This is a genomic window from Kitasatospora sp. NPDC089509 (assembly GCF_044749365.1).
In the GTDB taxonomy this organism is placed as follows: Bacteria; Actinomycetota; Actinomycetes; order Streptomycetales; family Streptomycetaceae; genus Kitasatospora.
Genome location: NZ_JBIVHS010000003.1, coordinates 494,977 through 511,974, shown reverse-complemented (window position 1 = coordinate 511,974; position 16,998 = coordinate 494,977). Strand labels below are relative to the sequence as shown.

10 protein-coding genes are annotated in these 16,998 nt (G+C 74.3%); 8 read left to right on the top strand and 2 right to left on the bottom strand.

The features are described from left to right. Positions 1-33: 33 nt before the first annotated feature. Complete coding sequence (locus ACIP4P_RS08625; protein ID WP_400916070.1) at positions 34-1,278, bottom strand: FG-GAP-like repeat-containing protein; 1,245 nt, start codon at positions 1,276-1,278, stop codon at positions 34-36. Between the two features lie 332 nt (positions 1,279-1,610). Here ACIP4P_RS08625 and ACIP4P_RS08620 point away from each other — a divergent pair, with 332 nt between their 5' ends. The 7 genes from ACIP4P_RS08620 to ACIP4P_RS08590 all read left to right on the top strand — a co-directional run bounded on the left by ACIP4P_RS08620 (position 1,611) and on the right by ACIP4P_RS08590 (position 13,608). After that, on the top strand, positions 1,611-5,261 hold the full coding sequence (locus tag ACIP4P_RS08620) for a DUF4132 domain-containing protein (protein ID WP_400916069.1): 3,651 nt from the start codon (positions 1,611-1,613) through the stop codon (positions 5,259-5,261). Positions 5,262-5,335: 74 nt separating this feature from the next. Further along, positions 5,336-6,421, top strand: coding sequence for an AAA family ATPase (locus tag ACIP4P_RS08615; protein WP_400916067.1), 1,086 nt, complete (start codon positions 5,336-5,338; stop codon positions 6,419-6,421). After that, a complete protein-coding gene (locus tag ACIP4P_RS08610) occupies positions 6,421-8,721 on the top strand; it encodes a DUF5682 family protein (protein ID WP_400916065.1) in 2,301 nt (766 codons plus the stop codon). Before ACIP4P_RS08615 ends, ACIP4P_RS08610 begins: the two co-directional genes overlap by 1 nt. After that, entirely contained in the window at positions 8,718-9,863 is a 1,146-nt protein-coding gene (locus ACIP4P_RS08605; RefSeq protein ID WP_400916063.1) for a VWA domain-containing protein, read from the top strand. The genes ACIP4P_RS08610 and ACIP4P_RS08605 overlap by 4 nt, the downstream gene beginning before the upstream one ends. Next, the gene (locus ACIP4P_RS08600) at positions 9,860-11,872 is read left to right on the top strand and encodes a hypothetical protein (protein ID WP_400916062.1); all 2,013 of its coding nucleotides are present in this window, start codon (positions 9,860-9,862) and stop codon (positions 11,870-11,872) included. The genes ACIP4P_RS08605 and ACIP4P_RS08600 overlap by 4 nt, the downstream gene beginning before the upstream one ends. 163 nt (positions 11,873-12,035) lie before the next feature. Next, a complete protein-coding gene (locus tag ACIP4P_RS08595; protein WP_400916060.1) occupies positions 12,036-12,389 on the top strand; it encodes a DUF4190 domain-containing protein in 354 nt (117 codons plus the stop codon). Between the two features lie 58 nt (positions 12,390-12,447). Continuing rightward, the gene (locus ACIP4P_RS08590) at positions 12,448-13,608 is read left to right on the top strand and encodes a serine hydrolase domain-containing protein (RefSeq protein ID WP_400916058.1); all 1,161 of its coding nucleotides are present in this window, start codon (positions 12,448-12,450) and stop codon (positions 13,606-13,608) included. Positions 13,609-13,644: 36 nt separating this feature from the next. Here the strand turns inward: ACIP4P_RS08590 and ACIP4P_RS08585 are convergent, their stop codons facing one another. Then, complete coding sequence (locus ACIP4P_RS08585) at positions 13,645-14,421, bottom strand: hypothetical protein (protein WP_400916057.1); 777 nt, start codon at positions 14,419-14,421, stop codon at positions 13,645-13,647. Positions 14,422-14,796: 375 nt separating this feature from the next. Here ACIP4P_RS08585 and ACIP4P_RS08580 point away from each other — a divergent pair, with 375 nt between their 5' ends. Then, entirely contained in the window at positions 14,797-16,998 is a 2,202-nt protein-coding gene (locus tag ACIP4P_RS08580; RefSeq protein ID WP_400916056.1) for a glycoside hydrolase domain-containing protein, read from the top strand.

Sequence of the window (16,998 nt, the reverse complement as noted above, 5' to 3'; positions counted from 1 at the left end):
ACCGGGGCCCCGCGTGACAGGTGGCGGATGGGGTCAGGCGCCGGTGGCGACCTGACCGAGGTTGGTCCAGTTGCTTCCGCCGTCGTAACGGTAGACGTTGACCTTGCCGGACGGGTCGGTGGTGATGTAGTCCGCCCGGTTGTCGCCGGTGAAGTCGCCGAGGACGACGGCGTTCTGGTTGGTGGTGATGCCGCTGGCGATCTGCCCCATGGAAGCCCACTGGTCGTGGTAGATGTCGTTGTTGCGGTAGGCGGTGACCGAGCCGTTCGGGTTGATCGCCACGTAGTCGGCCTTGCCGTCGCCGTCGAGGTCGGCGAAGCGGACCCGGCTCTGGTCGGTGGTCAGGCCGGTGGCCGTTCTGCCGAGGTTCTGCCAGCCGCCGCCGTTGTCACCGCCCCGGTTGAGGTAGGTGGTGACCGAGCCGTCCGGGTTGATCACGTTGTAGTCCGCCCGGCCGTCGCCGTCCATGTCGGCGAAGCGCACCCGGCTGAGGTCGGTGGTCAGACCGGTGGCGACGATGCCGAGGTCCTGCCAGCCTCCGCCGGTGTCGCCGCCCCGGTTGAGGTAGACGTGCACCGAGCCGTCCGGGTTGACGGCGATGTAGTCGGGCAGGCCGTCGCCGTCGAAGTCGGCGAAGCGCACCCGGTTCGGGTCCGCGGTGATGCCGGTGGCGACCTGCACGGGCGAGCCCCAACCGCCGTGGCCGTCACCGCCGTTGTTCGGCCAGACCGTGACGGCGCCGGTGGAGCCGATGGTGATGTAGTCGTCGCCCTTGCCCCGGCCCCAGAAGTCCGCCCACTTGACGCGGCCGTTGCCCGCCTCGGTGCCCTGGTGGTGGTCCGAGTGCCGCCGGACCGTGCGCCACTGGCCGTTGTCGGTCGGGGCGCCCTGCACGCAGGCGGGCAGCTTGTTGTCGAGGAGCTTGAGGTAGCAGCCGTTGGCGTTGCGGATGATCGTCCAGTCGCCGACGTCGGAGAGGCGGGCCCAGTGGGTGTTGTAGTCGCTGCTGTTGCAGTCCACGGACACGGCGTCGCCGTACGGGTCCGCCGCCAGGCAGGACTTGTTGGCGGCCGTGTCGATGTACTTGTTGTGGTCCGTGATCACGAACTTCTGGTCGGGGCTGCTGTCGCAGGGGCCGACCGAGAGGTCCGCCCGGTCGGTGCTGGACACGGCCTGGAGACACAGGCCGGTCGCCTTGTTCTGGATCCCGAACTCAAGGGGGTTGTCGAAGGCCGCCGACGCCTGCCCCGCGGAGACCGACAGGCCGGTCAACAGCAAGGCGACGACGGTCAGGGCGGCCCTGACGCGGCGGAATCGGGGGAATCTGGGTTTCACGTGTCCTGCCTCTGGCTTTCGGTGCGCGCCCCCGCCCCGGACTTCGCTGCGGGACGGGTGACGCGGGGAGGACCCGAGGCTGACCGGGACCACCAACAACGACCCAACAATCCACCAACAGCCCTTCATGGGCCGCGGGACGACGGCCCTCGGTCCGGATCGTCGTTCGGGTACGACCCCTGATCCGTGGAGGGGGCGGGCCCGCAGGTCAGGCTGTCAGTGGGGCTCGTTAGTGTTCGTGGCCTGATCGGTTGTTCGAAGAGAGGGGTGGAGCTGTGCGTCGCTGGGAGTTCGTCGAGGGCGGCTCGGACAAGTTCTGGGAGGCCGGGGTCGACGGTGTCCTGGTGACCGTGCGGTACGGCCGATGCGGTACGGCCGGGCGGGAGCAGGTCAAGGAGTTCCCGACCTCGGCGGGGGCGCAGGCGCACTTCACCAAGACGGTCGCCGAGAAGGTCCGCAAGGGCTACCGCGAGGTCGGCGCGGGTGCGGATGCGGTGGCCGCGTCCGCACCAACGTCCGCGTCCGTGACGTCCGCGCCCGTGACGCCCACGGCGACCGTTCCCGGGCCCGCGAACGACGCGCCGGTCGACGAGGACGCGTTCGTGCTGCCCGACGCCTGGCAGCGGGCGCTGATCCCCCGCCGGGGCGGGGCCGGCCGCCTGCCGGCCGCGCCCGCGAAGAAGGCGGTGGCCGCGTACGACGCCGCGCTGCGGGAGATGGACGACTGGCTGGAGAAGCTGCTCACCTCGAAGCGCAGCGACCCGGACCTCGTCGCGGCCGCCCGGGCCCACCGGTCCGGCAGCCGGGACCAGGTCGGTGCGGCCGTGCTGGCCGCGGGGTTCGCGAGCTGTTCCGACAACAGGATCCGGAAGGCCGTGGACGCCTGGGTGGCCGGGTACGGCCTGCCGTTCGCGGCCCGGGCCGGCGTCGAGCTGCTCACGATGGCCGTCAGGTGGGACCGCTCGCACGCCGCCGACCCGCGCATCGTGCGCGCGGACGTCCGCTCGGTCGCGGGGTGCCGCCCTGCCCTCGACCGGGTCCGCTCGCTGCTGGCGGCGTGCGACGAGGAGACCCACCGCGCGACGGTCGAGGCCCTGGCGGGCTGCCGCACCAGCCTGGCCCGCAGGGTGGCGGCCGCGTACCTGGTGCCGTCCGAGTCCGACTGGGTGCGGGACGTCGTCGACTCGGCCGCCCGGCTGGGCCCGGCGGAGTGGTCGATGCTGCTGTGCTCGCTGTCCTCGGCCGAGCCGCTGGAGCGACTCCCCATGCCGCCGAGCCTGGGCTGGGACGGCTGGTCCACCGAGATCATCGCGACCGTGGCAGAGGGTCTCCAGGCCGACACCGCACCGCTGCTGCTGCACGCCCTGGCCAACCACCACTTCTACAGCGAGCGGCAGAAGCAGATGCTGAGCGCGATCGGCGAGCTGCCCTCCGACGAGGGCTTCCGCGCGCTGCTGGCCTATCAGCAGAACGACAAGGCGGCCCGCGCGGCCCTGATGACGGCCATGCGCCGCTACCCCCGGCGGGCGCTGCGCCTGCTCGCCGAGGCCACGGCGGCCACGGCCACCGATCCGGCCGTGCGGCAGCTCGCCCGCCGGCTCCTCACCGCCCATGTCGCCGCCCACCGCGCGACCGCGCTCGACCTGCTGCCGGAGCTGGCTCCGGAGCAGGCCGCCGTGGTCGAGCCGCTCACCGACCTCGGCGACCGGGTGCCGGACGTCCCGGCCACGTCGCTGCCGGACCTGCTCACCAGCCCGCCGTGGACCAGGCCGCGCTCCACGGCCAAGCCGCGCGTACTGACCGGCCTCACCGCGCCGCAGGACCCGCAGCTGCGCTGGCTGCCCGGCGAGCGGGAGGCGTGGGCGGCCTCCCAGTCCTGGTACGGGCGCTGGGCGGACGGCGACTGGCAGCGCATCGCCGGCGCCATGCGGGCCCGGGAGGAGCGGGGCGGCGACCCCCGGGGCCACTTCAACCGGCACGAGGAGCTGGCGCTGTTCGCGTACGGTGACGAGGAGCTGGGCCGGCCGCTGATCGCGCGGTGGCGCGGCGACGACTACATCTGGGACGCCGTGGGCGCGCTGCGCCGGGTCGCCGCCCGCTTCGAGGCGGACGCGCTCGAACCGCTACGGGCCGCCGCCCAGTTGAACCCGGCCGCGCACGCGCCCCTGCTGCTGCCGTACCTGGACGTGCGGGTGGCTGAGACCATGGCGGACTGGCTGGTGCGCCTCAAGTCGGCCGGGAACACCGCGCGTTCCTGGTTCGCCCGGCACGGCCTGGACGCGGCCCGGCTGCTGGTGCCCGCCGCGACCGGCAAGGCCGGGGCGGCCCGGCGCGGCGCCGAGCACGCCCTGCGGCTGATCGGCGGCGCGCACGGCGCGGAGGCGGTGCGGGCGGTGGCCGGCGAGTACGGGCCCGAGGCGGAGGAGGTCGTGGGCGCGCTGCTGTCGGCCGATCCGCTGGTGAACGTGCTGCCCGCGACGGTGCCCCAGCCCGGCGACTGGGCGGAGCCGGTGATGCTGCCGCAGCTGCTGGTGCGCGGCGGCGGGGGCGCGCTGCCCGCGGAGGCGGTGCGGCACGTGCTCACCGTGCTCGCGCTGTCCAAGTCCGGGGAGTTCTACCCGGGCCTCGACCAGGTGATCGAGCTGTGCGAGCCCCGGTCGTTGTCGGAGTTCGGCTGGGCGGTGTTCGAGCAGTGGCGGCTGGGCGGTATGCCCGCCCAGGACGGGTGGGCGCTGCACGCGCTCGGTCGGCTGGGTGACGACGGGACGGTCCGCCGGCTGACGCCGGTGCTGCGGGCATGGCCCGGCGAGGGGGCGCACCACCGGGCCGTGGACGGTCTGGAGGTGCTGGCCGGGATCGGCACCGATGTCGCCCTGCTGCATCTGCACGGCATCGCGCAGCGGGTGAAGTTCAAGGCGCTCAAGGCGCGGGCGCAGGAGAAGATCGCCGAGGTGGCGGCGGGTCTGGGCCTGTCCGGGGAGCAGTTGTCCGACCGTCTGGTGCCGGATTTCGGGTTGGAGGTGGATGGGACGACGGTCGTCGACTACGGCACGCGGACGTTCACGGTGGGTTTCGACGAGCAGTTGAAGCCGTTTGTGCTGGATGCGGCCGGTGTGCGTCGCAAGGATCTTCCGGTGCCGGGGGCACGGGACGACGCCGAGCTGGCGCCGGCCGAGCGCAAGCGCTTCGCGGCGTTGAAGAAGGACGTCCGCACGGTGGCGGGGGATCAGATCCGCCGTCTGGAGGAGGCGATGGTCACCCAGCGCTCCTGGACGGCGCAGGAGTTCGAGCAGCTGTTCGTCGGGCACCCGCTGCTGTGGCACCTGGTGCGTCGCCTGGTCTGGCTGGCCGCGGCGGACGGCACGGTGACGGCGTTCCGGGTCGCCGAGGACCGCACCCTGGCGGACGTCCGGGACGAGGCGTTCGCCCTGCCCGCCGGGGCCTCCGTCCGGCTGGCGCACCCACTCCTCCTCGGGGACGACCTCGCCGCCTGGTCGGAGCTGTTCGCCGACTACGAGATCCTGCAGCCGTTCCGCCAGCTCGGCCGGACCGTGTACGCGCTGACCGACGAGGAGCGGGCCGGCCACCGCCTGACCCGCTTCGAGAACGGTCCGGTGCTGCCCACCGCCCGACTGGTCGGCATGGAACGGCGCGGCTGGCAGCGCGGCGAGCCCCAGGACGCGGGGGTGGAGCGCTGGCTGTCCCGCCGGGTCGGGCCCGAGCGCTTCGTGGTGATCGCGCCGGAGCACGGCATCGCGGTCGGCATGCACGACGTCTACCCGGAGCAGCGGCTGGAAACGGTGTGGCTCGACAGCTGCCCCGGCGACTACTGGACGCACAACCGGACCTTCCCGACCTTCGCCGAACTCGACCCGGTGATCGCCTCCGAGGTGATCGCCGACCTGATCGAGCTGACCACGCCATGACCCCTCGCCACCTCACCGGCGCCCACCCTGTGCCCCCTCCTCCGCTCACCGACGCCCGCCCGGGAAAGGCCGCCATGACCAGCACCACCGCCGAGGAGCAGCTCCAGCGGCCGCCCGCCGAGGTCCGCTACGCCGAGGAGCTGGCGGCGCTGCGCGCCGAGGACGGCGACCACCGCCCGCCGGGCTGGGAGTTGAGCCTGCGCGCGGCCCGCCGGTTCATCGTCGGCGACGAGGCGGCCGGCATCGCCCGCAAGTTCGTCGGCGATCCGGCGCTGGTCGAGCGCGCCCTGGTCACCCTGGCCACCAACCGCGGTCTGCTGCTGGTCGGTGAGCCGGGCACCGCCAAGTCTCTGCTGTCGGAGCTGATCGCGGCGGCGGTCAGCGGCACCTCCCGGCTGACCGTGCAGGGCGGCGCGGCGACCACCGAGGACCAGATCAAGTACTCGTGGAACTACGCCCTGCTGGTCTCCGAGGGCCCCTCCACCCGTTCACTGGTGCCCGCGCCGATGCTGCGCGGCATGGCCGAGGGCCGGCTGGTCCGGTTCGAGGAGATCACCCGCTGCCCGCTGGAGGTCCAGGACTCGCTGCTGTCGCTGCTCTCCGAGCGGGTGGTCGCGATCCCCGAACTGGACGGGCCCGAGGGCATGGTCTTCGCCCAGCAGGGCTTCAACGTGATCGCCACCGCCAACACCCGCGACCGCGGGGTGAACGAGATGAGCGCGGCGCTCAAGCGGCGGTTCAACTTCGAGACGGTCTTCCCGATCCCCGACCTGGACGCCGAACTCGCCCTGGTCGAAGCCGAGTCGGCGCATCTGCTGCGTCGTTCCGGGGTCGCGGCGGCGCCCGACCGGGACCTGCTGGAGGTGCTGGTCACGGTCTTCCGCGAGCTGCGGTCCGGCGAGGGCGGCGACCGCCCGTCCTCGGTGCTGAGCACCGCCGAGGCGGTCTCGGTCGCCCACGCGGTCGGGCTGCGCGGCTGGTACCTGCGCGGCGAGGCCGGCGACGCCGCCGACCTGGTCGCCAGTCTGGCCGGCACCGCCGCCAAGGACAGCCCGGAGGACCTCGCCCGACTCCGCCGCTACCTGGAGCAGCGCGTCCCGCGGCGGCGCGGCCCGCACTGGCAGGCCGTGCACGACGCCCGCCACCTGCTGGCCGGCTGATGCCCGCGGTCTTCCTCGGGGTCCGTCACCACTCCCCCGCCTGCGCCCGGCTGGTGGCGGACACCGTCCGGCGGCTGCGGCCCGGGTACGTGCTCGTCGAGGGCCCGGCCGACCTCAACGGCCGGCTGGACGAGCTGGCCCTCGGCCACGAGCTGCCGATCGCCGTGTTCAGCCACTACCGCGACGCCGAACGCACCGCCACCACCTGGGCGCCGCTGTGCGACTACTCGCCCGAGTGGGTGGCGCTGCGGGAGGGGCGGGCGGCCGGCGCGCAGGTGCTCTTCGTCGACCTGCCGTCCTGGCACCCGGCCTTCGAACTGCGCGCCAACCGGTACGCCGACGCCGAGGCCCGGTACGCCGAGGCCACCGACCGGCTGTGCGAGCGGTTCGGCACCGGCTCGGTGGACGCCCTGTGGGACGGCCTGTTCGAGGTGGCCCCGGCCGAGGGCCTGGCCGAGCGCTTGGACGCCTACTTCGACCTGGTCCGGGGCGACTCCGCGGCGGACGAGGGCGACCGGGCCCGCGAGGCGTACATGGCGGACTGGGTCCGCGCCGTCCTCGCCGAGGCGGGGGACGCGACCGTCCTGGTGGTCACCGGCGGCTTCCACACCCCCGCGCTCCGCGCCCTGGCCGCGCAACCGGCCCCCGCGCCCGGCCGCCCGCCGCTGCCCGCGCCGCCGCCCGGCGCGGTGTCCGGCAGCTACCTGGTGCCGTACTCGTTCCGGCAGCTCGACGCCTTCGCCGGCTACCAGTCCGGCATGCCCTCGCCCGCGTACTACCAGCGGCTGTGGGAGGACGGCCCCGAGGGCGCCGCCGACCACCTGCGGCGGTCCGTGGTCACCCGCCTGCGCGGACGCCGGCACCCGGTCTCCACCGCCGACCTGGTCGCCGCCGCGGCGCTCACCGGCGGCCTCGCCGCGCTGCGCGGCCACCCGGTGCCGGCCCGCACCGACGTCCTCGACGGCCTGGTCGGCGCGCTGGTCAAGGACGACCTGACGCAGCCGCTGCCCTGGTCCCGGCGCGCCCCGCTGGCGCCCGGCAGCCACCCGGTCGTGGTCGAGACGGTCGCCGCCTGCAGCGGCACCCGCACCGGGCGGCTGCACCCCGACACCCCTGCCCCGCCGCTGGTCCACGACACCGCCGCCCGGCTCGCCGCCATCGGCGCGGCCGGCGACCGCCCGCTGACCTGCGACCTGACCACCGCGGAGGGACTGGCGGCCAGCCGGACCCTGCACCGGCTGCGCGTCCTCGCCGTCCCCGGCCGGCGCCGCACCGCCGGCCCCGACCACGGCGCCGACCCGGTCACCACCGAACGCTGGGAGAGCGAACCGGACGCCGGCCGCGACGCCGCCCTGATCGAGGCGGGCGCGTACGGCGCCACCCTCGACGAGGCCGCCACCACCGTCCTCACCGAACGCGCCCGCACCACCGACCCCACCGACTCCGGGCTCGCCGCCCTGCTCTTCGACACCGTCCTGTGCGGCACCACCGCCCTCACCGACGGCCTCCTCGGCACCCTCACCACCGCCCTCGCCCACCACCCCGACCCCGGCGCGCTCGGTGCCGTCCTCTCCACCGCGCTCGGCCTCTGGCGGCACGACCGGGTGTACGGCACCGCCCGCAGCCCGCTGCTGGCCGCCGTCGTCGACGGCGCGGTCGGCCGGATCCTGTGGCTGACCGAGGGCACCCACGGCCGCTCCGGCGCCGACCCCGCCCGCCTCACGGCGCTCGCCGCCGTCCGGGACGCCCTGCGCCACGCGCCCGGCCTGCTCACCGTCACCGCCGGGGACGCCGCCGCCCTCGCCCTGCGCGTCGCCCGCGACCCGCACGCGCCCGCCGACCTGCGCGGCGCCGCCCGCGGGCTCCACCTCACCCTCGGCACCGGCACCGGCACCGGCTCCGGCTCCGAGGTCGACCTCGCCTCCGCCACCCTCGACGCCGCGGCCGACGTCGGCGCGCTCGGCGACTGGCTGGCCGGACTGTTCGCCCTCGCCCGGGAGGAGGTCACCGCCGACGCCGGCGACCACTCCCTGCTGGCCGCCGTCGACTCCGTCCTCGCCGAGCTCACCGACGCCGAGTTCCTGATCGCGCTCCCCGCCCTGCGCCAGGCGTTCGCCTGGTTCCCGCCGCGCGAACGCGAGCGGATCGCCCGCCGGCTGATCGAGCGCCGCGGTGTGCGCGGCTCCGCCCGCGCCCTGCTGCGCACCACCGCCGACCCCGTGCGGCTGGCCGCCGCCCGCGCCCTGGAGGAGAACGTGACCGCCCTGCTCGACCGCCACGGCCTGCGGAGCACCCGGTGACCGGGCCCGACGCCACGGACCGCGGTACGGCCCCCGACCCCGCCCTGGAGCGCTGGCGCCTGGTCCTCGGCGCCCCCGCCGAGCCGTGGACCGGCCGCCCCGGCCCCGACGGCATCGCCCGCGACGCCGCCCTGGAGTGGCTGTACGGCCGCGACGAGGACCTCGACCGGCGCGGCGTGCGCAGCGCCGGTCTCGGCCCGTCCCAGGTCACCGCGGTCGACTGGCTGGACGACGTCCACCGCCTCTTCCCCCGCGAGACGATCGAGCGCCTGGAGCGCGACGCCGTCGAGCACTACGGGATCGAGGAGATCGTCACCGACCCGACCGTGCTGGAGCGGGTCGAGCCGAGCCCCGCCCTGCTGCGCGCGGTGCTGCGCACCAAGCACCTGATGAACGACCAGCTGCTCGGCCAGGCCCGCCGGATCGTCGCCACGGTGGTGCGGCAGCTGATGGAACGTCTCACCCCGCAGCTGCGCCAGGCGTTCACCGGCGCCCGGTCCTCCCGCCCCAGCCGGCGCCCGCTGGCCCGCGACTTCGACTTCCGCCGCACCGTCCGGGCCAACCTCGGCCGCTACCGCCCCGCCGAGCGCAGGCTCCTGATCGAGCGCCCGCACTTCCACTCCCGTACCCGTCGCCACCTGGAACAGTGGCAGCTGATCCTGCTCGTCGACCAGTCCGGCTCGATGGTGGGCTCGGTGATCCACTCCGCCGTGACCGCGGCCTGCCTGTGGAACCTGCCCGGGCTGAAGACCCATCTGGTCGCCTTCGACAGCGAGGTGGTCGACCTCACCAGCGACGTCACCGACCCGGTGGAACTGCTGATGCGGGTCCAACTCGGCGGCGGCACCGACATCGCCCGCGCGGTCGACTACGCGGCCGGCCTGCTGGAGAACCCCCGGCGCACGATCATCGCGGTGATCAGTGACTTCTACGAGGGCGGCGACCGGTACCGGCTGCTGCGCACCGTCCGCTCGCTGACCGGGCAGGGCGCGACCGTCCTGGGCCTGGCCGCGCTGGACGAGGAGGCGGCACCGGCGTACGACCGCGAACTCGCCGGTCAACTCGCCGACGCCGGCGCCCACATGGGGGCCATGACGCCCGGCATGCTGGCCGAGTTCGTCGCCGAGAGGCTCGGCCGATGAGCGCCGCACCCCGGGCCGACCTGCTGGCCCTGGACACCGAGACGCTGGCCGCGCTGTCCAACCGGGGCCTGGTCAAGCGCGCGGCCCGCGAGGTCGCCGCCGGACAGGGGCCGGTACCCGCGCTCGACCCGGACGGCACGCTGCGCGGCACCTGCCCCGACGGCAGCGTCGTCGTACTGCCGCCGGGCACCGGGCTGGACGGCGGCAGCTGCAGCTGCGCCGCCCCGGGCGTGTGCCGCCACCGGCTCGCCCTGGTCCTCGCCCACCAGCGGGCGGCCGCCGACGCCCCCGCCTCACCCGATCCGACCCCCGATCCGACCGCCGATCCCGCCGCCGACCCCGCCGCCGACCCCGTCCCCGGCTGGTCCCCCGGCGCGCTGGACGACGAGGCGCTGACCGCCGCCGTCGGCGCCCGCGCCGTGGCCGCCGCCCGCCGGACCCTGGAACGCGGCTACAGCGCCCGCCTGCACCACGCACATCCCGACGACCCGCAGCCGGTCGCCGAACTCGCCGCCTGCACCGTCCGCTTCCCCGTCCCCGGCGAGCTGGGCTTCGCCGTCACCGACGCGGCCCAGGACCGCCGCGGCGAGATGATCGCCCTCGCGGTCTGGGCCTTCCGCGCCGCCGACGGCCGCCCGACCGTCACCCTCGGCGCCGCCCCCGAGCCGGACGTCGAACCGGCCCTGGACACGGCCCTCGACCTCGCCCACACGCTGCTGCTCGACGGCGCCGTGCACGCCGGGCCCGTCCTCACCGCCGACCTCCACCGGGTCCGCGGCGAGCTCGCCGAGCGCCGCCTGCACTGGCCGGCCGGCGCGGTCGCCGCACTCATCGGCCAGCTCGACGCGTACGCCACCCGCTCCACCGACCACCGGCCCGAGGAACTCGCCCTGCTCCTGGCCGAGTTGCACGCCCGTCGGCGCGCCGCCGCCCACCCGGGCGGCTCGCGCGCCGAGGTGCTCGGCATCCGCGAGGCCACCGAGACCCCGCTGCGCCGGGTCCGCCTCACCGCCCTGGGCTGCCGCATCCGCGGCACCGCGACGACCCGTTCCGCCGAGCTCTACCTCGCCCATCCCGCCGCCGGCACCGTCCTGGTGCTGCGCCGCAGTTGGGACGTCCCCGCCGACGGACGCCCGCCCACCGGCCACACGCTGGCCTCCCGCCGCATCACCGGCCACCGCCTCGCCGCCCTCGCCACCGGCAACGTGGTCAGCGAGAGCGCCGTGCGCAGCGCCGCCCGCGAACTCGGTCTCGGCCGGGGCCGGATCGCCGACACCACCGTCACCCCGGTCGGCACCGCCTGGACCGACCTGCCCCATCCGCTGCTGCTCACCGACCTCGACGCCCACCTGCGCACCCTGGCGGGCCGCCCACCCGGGCTGATCCGGCCGCGGGTCGCCGCCGAGTCCCTGCACGTGGTGCGGCTCTCCACCGTCGAAGGGGTCCGGTACGACGCGGCCGAGCAGCGGCTGGAGGCCGCGGTCCGCGACGCCGCCGGCACCCCGGCCACCCTCGTCGCCGACTACCACCCGGCCTGTCCCGGCGCCCTCGACGCGCTCGCCGCGGCGCTCGGCACGGGCACGGTCACCCATGTCAGCGCGACCGTCCGGCGCGTCGCGGGCCGCACCGTCCTGGAACCCGTCGCACTCCTCGCCGGCGACACCGTCGTGGTCCCCGACCTCGCCGCCGGCGCCGACCCCACCACCCTCACCCCCGCGCCCCCGCCGACGTCCGACCCGGTCGCCGCCGCCCTCGCCGAGGCACTGGCCGCCCTCGCCGCCCTCGCCCACCGCGGCCTGCGCCACCCGGACACCGCCGTCCTCACCCGCCTGGACCGCACCACCACCCAGCTCGACCGCACCGGCCTGGCCACCACCGCCGCCCTCCTGCGCACCCTCGCCCACGCCCTCCGCACGGACGCCCCGGACGCCGCCCACCACTGGACGGACGCGGCGATCCGCGTCGCCGTCACCGCCGAGGCCCACCAGGAGACGGCCGGCCACCCCTGAGCAACGCCCCCGCCCGGACGCCGGGTACGACGTCCCGCACCCCCGGCCCCTCCCCCGATCGGGGGAGCGCGCCTTCCCTCCTGACCGGGAGGTGCGCACCGGGCGCCGTGGTCCAGGATCGGTCAGGCCCGGAGCGACCGGGCCGATCACCGAAGGACAGCGGATGCACACCCTTGGAACGACGGCCGCCCGGCCCGCGGCAGCACGCAACACCCCGGCGACGGCGGCCGTGGTGCTGGGCACGCTCGGCCTGTTCACCTCGTTCGCGGTCGTCGGCGGCCTGTCCGGGGCCGTCGGCCTGGTCACGGGCACCATCGCCCTGCGAGCGTCCGGACGCACCGGCACCGGCCGGGGCCGCGCGATCGTCGGCCTGCTGCTCTCGCTCGCCGCGATCGCGGCGTCCGTCCTGGCCGCCGTCTTCCTCGCCTGGTACGCGAACCACACCCAGGAGTGCTACCGCCCTGACGGCCTCCACCAGTACGTCGACTGCGTCCGCCGCAACCTCTCCGAGCACTGACCGCGCCGGGATCCCCGGCGACCACCGGAACCGCACACACCACCAGAGGTGACACTCCATGAACTCGACCACGCCGCTTCGGTTCAGCACCCCGCGTCGCAGGACGATCCGCACCGCCGTCGCCGTCGCCATCGGCGCCCTCGCGGTCGGCACGCTCGCCCCGTCCGCCGTCGCCGCCCCGGGGGCAACCAGGCCGGACTCCCTCCAGCAGCGCCTGAACGCCATGGTGGGCCCCGGTCACGCGCCCGGCGCCCTGGCCGCCGTCCGTGACCGGGCCGGCCACACCCGTACCTCCGCCGCGGGCGTCGGGGACCTGGCCACCGGCGCGAAGGTGCCCCGGGACGGCCAGGTGCGGATCGGCAGCGTCACCAAGACGTTCGTCTCGGTCGTCGTGCTGCAACTGGTCGGCGAGGGCAGGATCCGCCTCGACGACCCGGTCGAGACCTACCTGCCCGGCCTCCTGCGCGGGCAAGGGGTCGACGGGCGCCACATCACGGTGCGTCAGCTCCTGCAGCACACCAGCGGGCTTCCCGACTACGAGGACGACACCGACGACGACATCCTCCGGCGCCACTACCTCTCCCCCCGCGACACCCTGGACATCGCGCTGCGACACGACGCCGCCTTCGCCCCGGGAACGCGTTGGGGGTACAGCAACACCAACTACCTGGTGGCCGGAATGATCGTGGAGAAGGTCACCGGACGGCCCCTCGCCGAGGAGCTCGACCAGCGCGTCATCAAGCGGATCGGGCTGCGCCACACCTACCTCCCCGCCCCCGCCGAGACCACCCTCCGAGGGCCCCACCCGCACGGCTACCACAAGGACGGCCCGGACGGATCACTGCGCGACGTCACCGAGATCGACCCCTCCGCGGCCTGGGCGGCGGGCGCGATGGTCTCCACCGGCTCCGACCTCACCCGGTTCTTCTCCGAACTCATGCAGGAGGGCCGCCTCCTCTCCGGCCCCGAGCTCGCGCAGCTGCGCACCACCGTCCCCACGGGCGCGCCCGGCTACGACTACGGACTGGGGATCATGAGGTCACAGCTGTCCTGCCACAAGACCGTCTGGTGGCACAACGGCAGCATCCCGGGCTACGGGACGTGGAGCGCCACCACCGACGACGGAAGCGCCGCCAGCGTCACGATGACCGTCGACCTGACCAGCCAGGCGGACCTGCAGCTGGCCGAGGGCGCCGTCGACGCGGCCCTGTGCGGCTGAACCGGCGCCGGGCCCGGGACCGGGACGGGGACCGGGTCAGGACGGGCAGCTGAGCGACCCGAGCGGCGGGCAGGGGATGACCAGCGTGCTGACGCCGGGGCGCTCGACGAAGGCGCGGGCGGCGGCGGCCTGGCGGCGCTGGGCCTCCAGGGCGTCGGCCCGCCAGGAGTCCCGCCGGGCGCGGTTGTCGTCCCAGGTGTAGGAGACGGCGCTGATGGAGGCGTTGCCGGCGGCTCGGCTGATGTCCGCCTTGGTGAGGGCGCGTTGGAGCACGGTCTGGGTGGCGGCGAGGTCGATCCGGGCGATCAGGACCCCGGGGGTGTTCGGCACCCGGGTCGGTACGGGGGCGTGGGGGAGCACGGAGATCCCGGTGTCGCGGCGGCCGATGTTCTCGGTGGAGGCCCTCGCCGCGTCCCGGGACATGACGGCCATCTCCTGGTGTATCCAGACGAGTTCGTCGAGGTCGGCCAGGGTGATCCGGATCCGCTGGTAGGTCGCACGGAAGCGCGGGTCCTGGTGCAGCGGCCGGAGTGCGGCGGCGTGCAGGGCCACGCAGTCGTTGAAGCCGCCCGTCACGGCGGCGTCGAGGTGGAACAGCGCCTGGTCGATCCGGCTGTGCAGGAAGGCCACGGTGGCGAGCCCGCTGTGCCCGGCACCGACCAGCCAGGCCGCGTCCGGGCCGAGCGCGGTGGCGCGCGCGATGACGTCCTGGAAGCCCGTGACGACGTCGACGGCCGGGGCCGCCGGACTCGTCAGGTTCGCCACCATCAGTTCATGGACGCGGGAGGCGAGCGAGTTGACGGTGTCGGCCATGGGTCTCCTCGGGCAGGGGTGGCGCGCTCGGGCACTCGGGCAATCGGGCACTCGGTCGGCACGAACGTACGGCATGGGTCCGACAGTTGTCCGGTGCCGGCCGGACGCGGTCGGCCCCGGCCCCGGTGCCGACCCCGGTGCCGACCCGGCTCCAGGCCCGATGACAGGCCAATGAAAGGCCAACGACCAGCCAATGACCTGCCAATGGTTTCCAAAGTGCTGGTAAAGTTCGTGGCCGCGCCGCGGCGGGGAGACCGCGGCCCTCACCAGGGGGTATCACCGCCGTCCTCCGCCCGTACGTCGCCCGGGAGTCGGCGGCGGCGGGAGTCGACGGCGGGGAGTCGACGGCGCTCCACCGGAAACAGGAGACAGTCCATGGCTGACGAGATGGTTCGTCTGGCTCAGAAGTTCATCAACGCGACGTACAACGACGGCGCCATGCTCGGCATCACGAAGCTGGCGGAGGACGGCCGGACCGGCTGGCCGACGATGTACGCGCTGACCCGCGCGCTCCAGTACGAGATGGGCATCACCGCGCTCTCGAACTCCTTCGGCCCGACCACCCTCTCGACCCTCCAGACCAAGTACCCGAAGCTGGACGGCTCGACCGTCCCGTCCGCGAACTTCTGCCGGATCCTCCAGTCCGCCCTGTACTGCAAGGGCTACGACGGCGGCGAGATCGACGGGAAGTACAACGACCGGGTCAGGGCCGCCGTCACCAAGCTCAAGACCCACATGGGCCTGGACGCGGTGTTCCCGGGCGACGCCCTCGAACCGAAGGTCGTCAAGGGCCTGCTCACCATGGACGCGTACGTCACCGTCGGCGGCGGCACGGACGGCATCCGGGCCATCCAGCGCTGGTTGAACGGCCGGTACGTCAACCGCAAGGACTTCTTCGTCATCCCCTGCGACGGGTACCACTCCCGGGACGTCGCCAGGTCCATGCTGCTGGCGATCCAGTACGAGATCGGGATGGCCGACGGCACCGCGAACGGCGCCTTCGGCCCCGGCACCCAGGCGGGGCTGAAGGCCCACCCGGTCGCGGTCGGCTCCACCGGCACCTGGTCGACGCTGTTCACCGCGGCAATGATCCTCAACAAGCGGGACGTCCCGCTCGGCGACTTCACCGCCGCGGTGCGGAGCGGTGTCGAGGCCTTCCAGTCCTTCGTGGGACTGCCGGTCACCGGTACCGGCGACTTCCGGACCTGGGCCTCGCTGCTGGTCTCCTACGGCGACCAGACCCGCCGGGGAGCGGCCTGCGACGGCGTCACGAGGATCACCCCGCCCCGCGCCCAGGCGCTCAAGGACGCCGGCTACCAGTACATCGGCCGCTACCTCTCCAACCCGTCGACCACCAGCCTGCCGGAGAAGCAGATCCAGCCGGGCGAACTGGCCACCATCAAGGAGTACGGCCTGCGCTGCTTCCCGATCTACCAGACGTGGAGCCGGTCGGCGGAGTACTTCAGCTACCCCCGCGGTACCAGCGACGCGTTCAGCGCGATCGAGTGGGCGCGCATCCACGGCTTCAAGCCCGGCACCACGATCTACTTCGCCGTCGACTACGACGCCATGGACGGCGAGGTCACCAGCGTCGTCCTCCCGCACTTCCGCGGCATCCACCACACGATCAGCGAGAACTCCTTCTACCGGGTGGGCGTCTACGGGCCGCGCAACGTCTGCCAGCGGGTCGCGGACGCGGGCTACGCGCAGACCAGCTTCGTCTCCGACATGTCGAGCGGGTTCTCCGGCAACCTCGGCTACCCGATGCCGAGCAACTGGGCGTTCGACCAGATCTCGACCATCACCGTCGGCTCAGGCACGAGCGCCATCGAGATCGACAACAACATCGCCTCCGGCCGGGACACCGGCCAGGGCGACTTCGACCCGGGCGCCGCCACCGTCGCCGGGCTCGACGTCGACCTCAACAAGACCGCCCACCGCGACGCCATGCTCCGCGACGTGCAGAGCTACCTCACCTCGATCGGCGTCCCGGAGACCGGCGGCTCCGGCTGGACCGACTCCGACTGGGCCACCCTCGGCGGCACCTCCACCACCAAGGCCTTCGACATGGTGGTCAGCGCGGACTGGCTGTTCACCTCGCTGGCCCGCGACCTGAAGCTGCGCAAGGCCCTGATCCAGACCCCCGTGCTGTGGGAACTGCGCAAGCTGAACCCGCTCGACGCGGTCGCCGACGCCGCCGTGCGCAACGGGATCACCGAGGACTGCAGCACCGGCTGGGGCCAGATCTTCGCCCGGGTGGCCATCGCCGCCCGCAACTACTGCCTCAAGGAAGGCCTGATCAACGGATCCCCGCTGGCCGAACCCAACCTGCGGGAGGTCTGGGACAACCTCCAGGACCCCTTCTACAACATCCGGTCGGTCGCCTACCTGACGGTCTACAACGCCCACCAGCTCAAGATCGCGCGCCCGAACCTGACCACCGACCAGGCCGACACCCAGGCCCTGCTGGCCCGGTACAACGGCCTCGGCGCGGACGCCCAGCAGTACGGCCGCGAGCTGATCGGCCTGTACAACGTGCTGGAGAGCTACAACGCGCTGTCGCGCAGCGCCGCGTGA

What these genes read in the sequence shown, in the direction of transcription:
- ACIP4P_RS08615 (WP_400916067.1), top strand. Translation starts at nt 5,336, where the DNA reads ATGACCAGCACCACCGCCGAGGAGCAGCTCCAGCGGCCGCCCGCCGAG.
- ACIP4P_RS08610 (WP_400916065.1), top strand. Translation starts at nt 6,421, where the DNA reads ATGCCCGCGGTCTTCCTCGGGGTCCGTCACCACTCCCCCGCCTGCGCC.
- ACIP4P_RS08600 (WP_400916062.1), top strand. Translation starts at nt 9,860, where the DNA reads ATGAGCGCCGCACCCCGGGCCGACCTGCTGGCCCTGGACACCGAGACG.
- ACIP4P_RS08595 (WP_400916060.1), top strand. Translation starts at nt 12,036, where the DNA reads ATGCACACCCTTGGAACGACGGCCGCCCGGCCCGCGGCAGCACGCAAC.
- ACIP4P_RS08590 (WP_400916058.1), top strand. Translation starts at nt 12,448, where the DNA reads ATGAACTCGACCACGCCGCTTCGGTTCAGCACCCCGCGTCGCAGGACG.
- ACIP4P_RS08585 (WP_400916057.1), bottom strand. Translation starts at nt 14,421, where the DNA reads ATGGCCGACACCGTCAACTCGCTCGCCTCCCGCGTCCATGAACTGATG.
- ACIP4P_RS08580 (WP_400916056.1), top strand. Translation starts at nt 14,797, where the DNA reads ATGGCTGACGAGATGGTTCGTCTGGCTCAGAAGTTCATCAACGCGACG.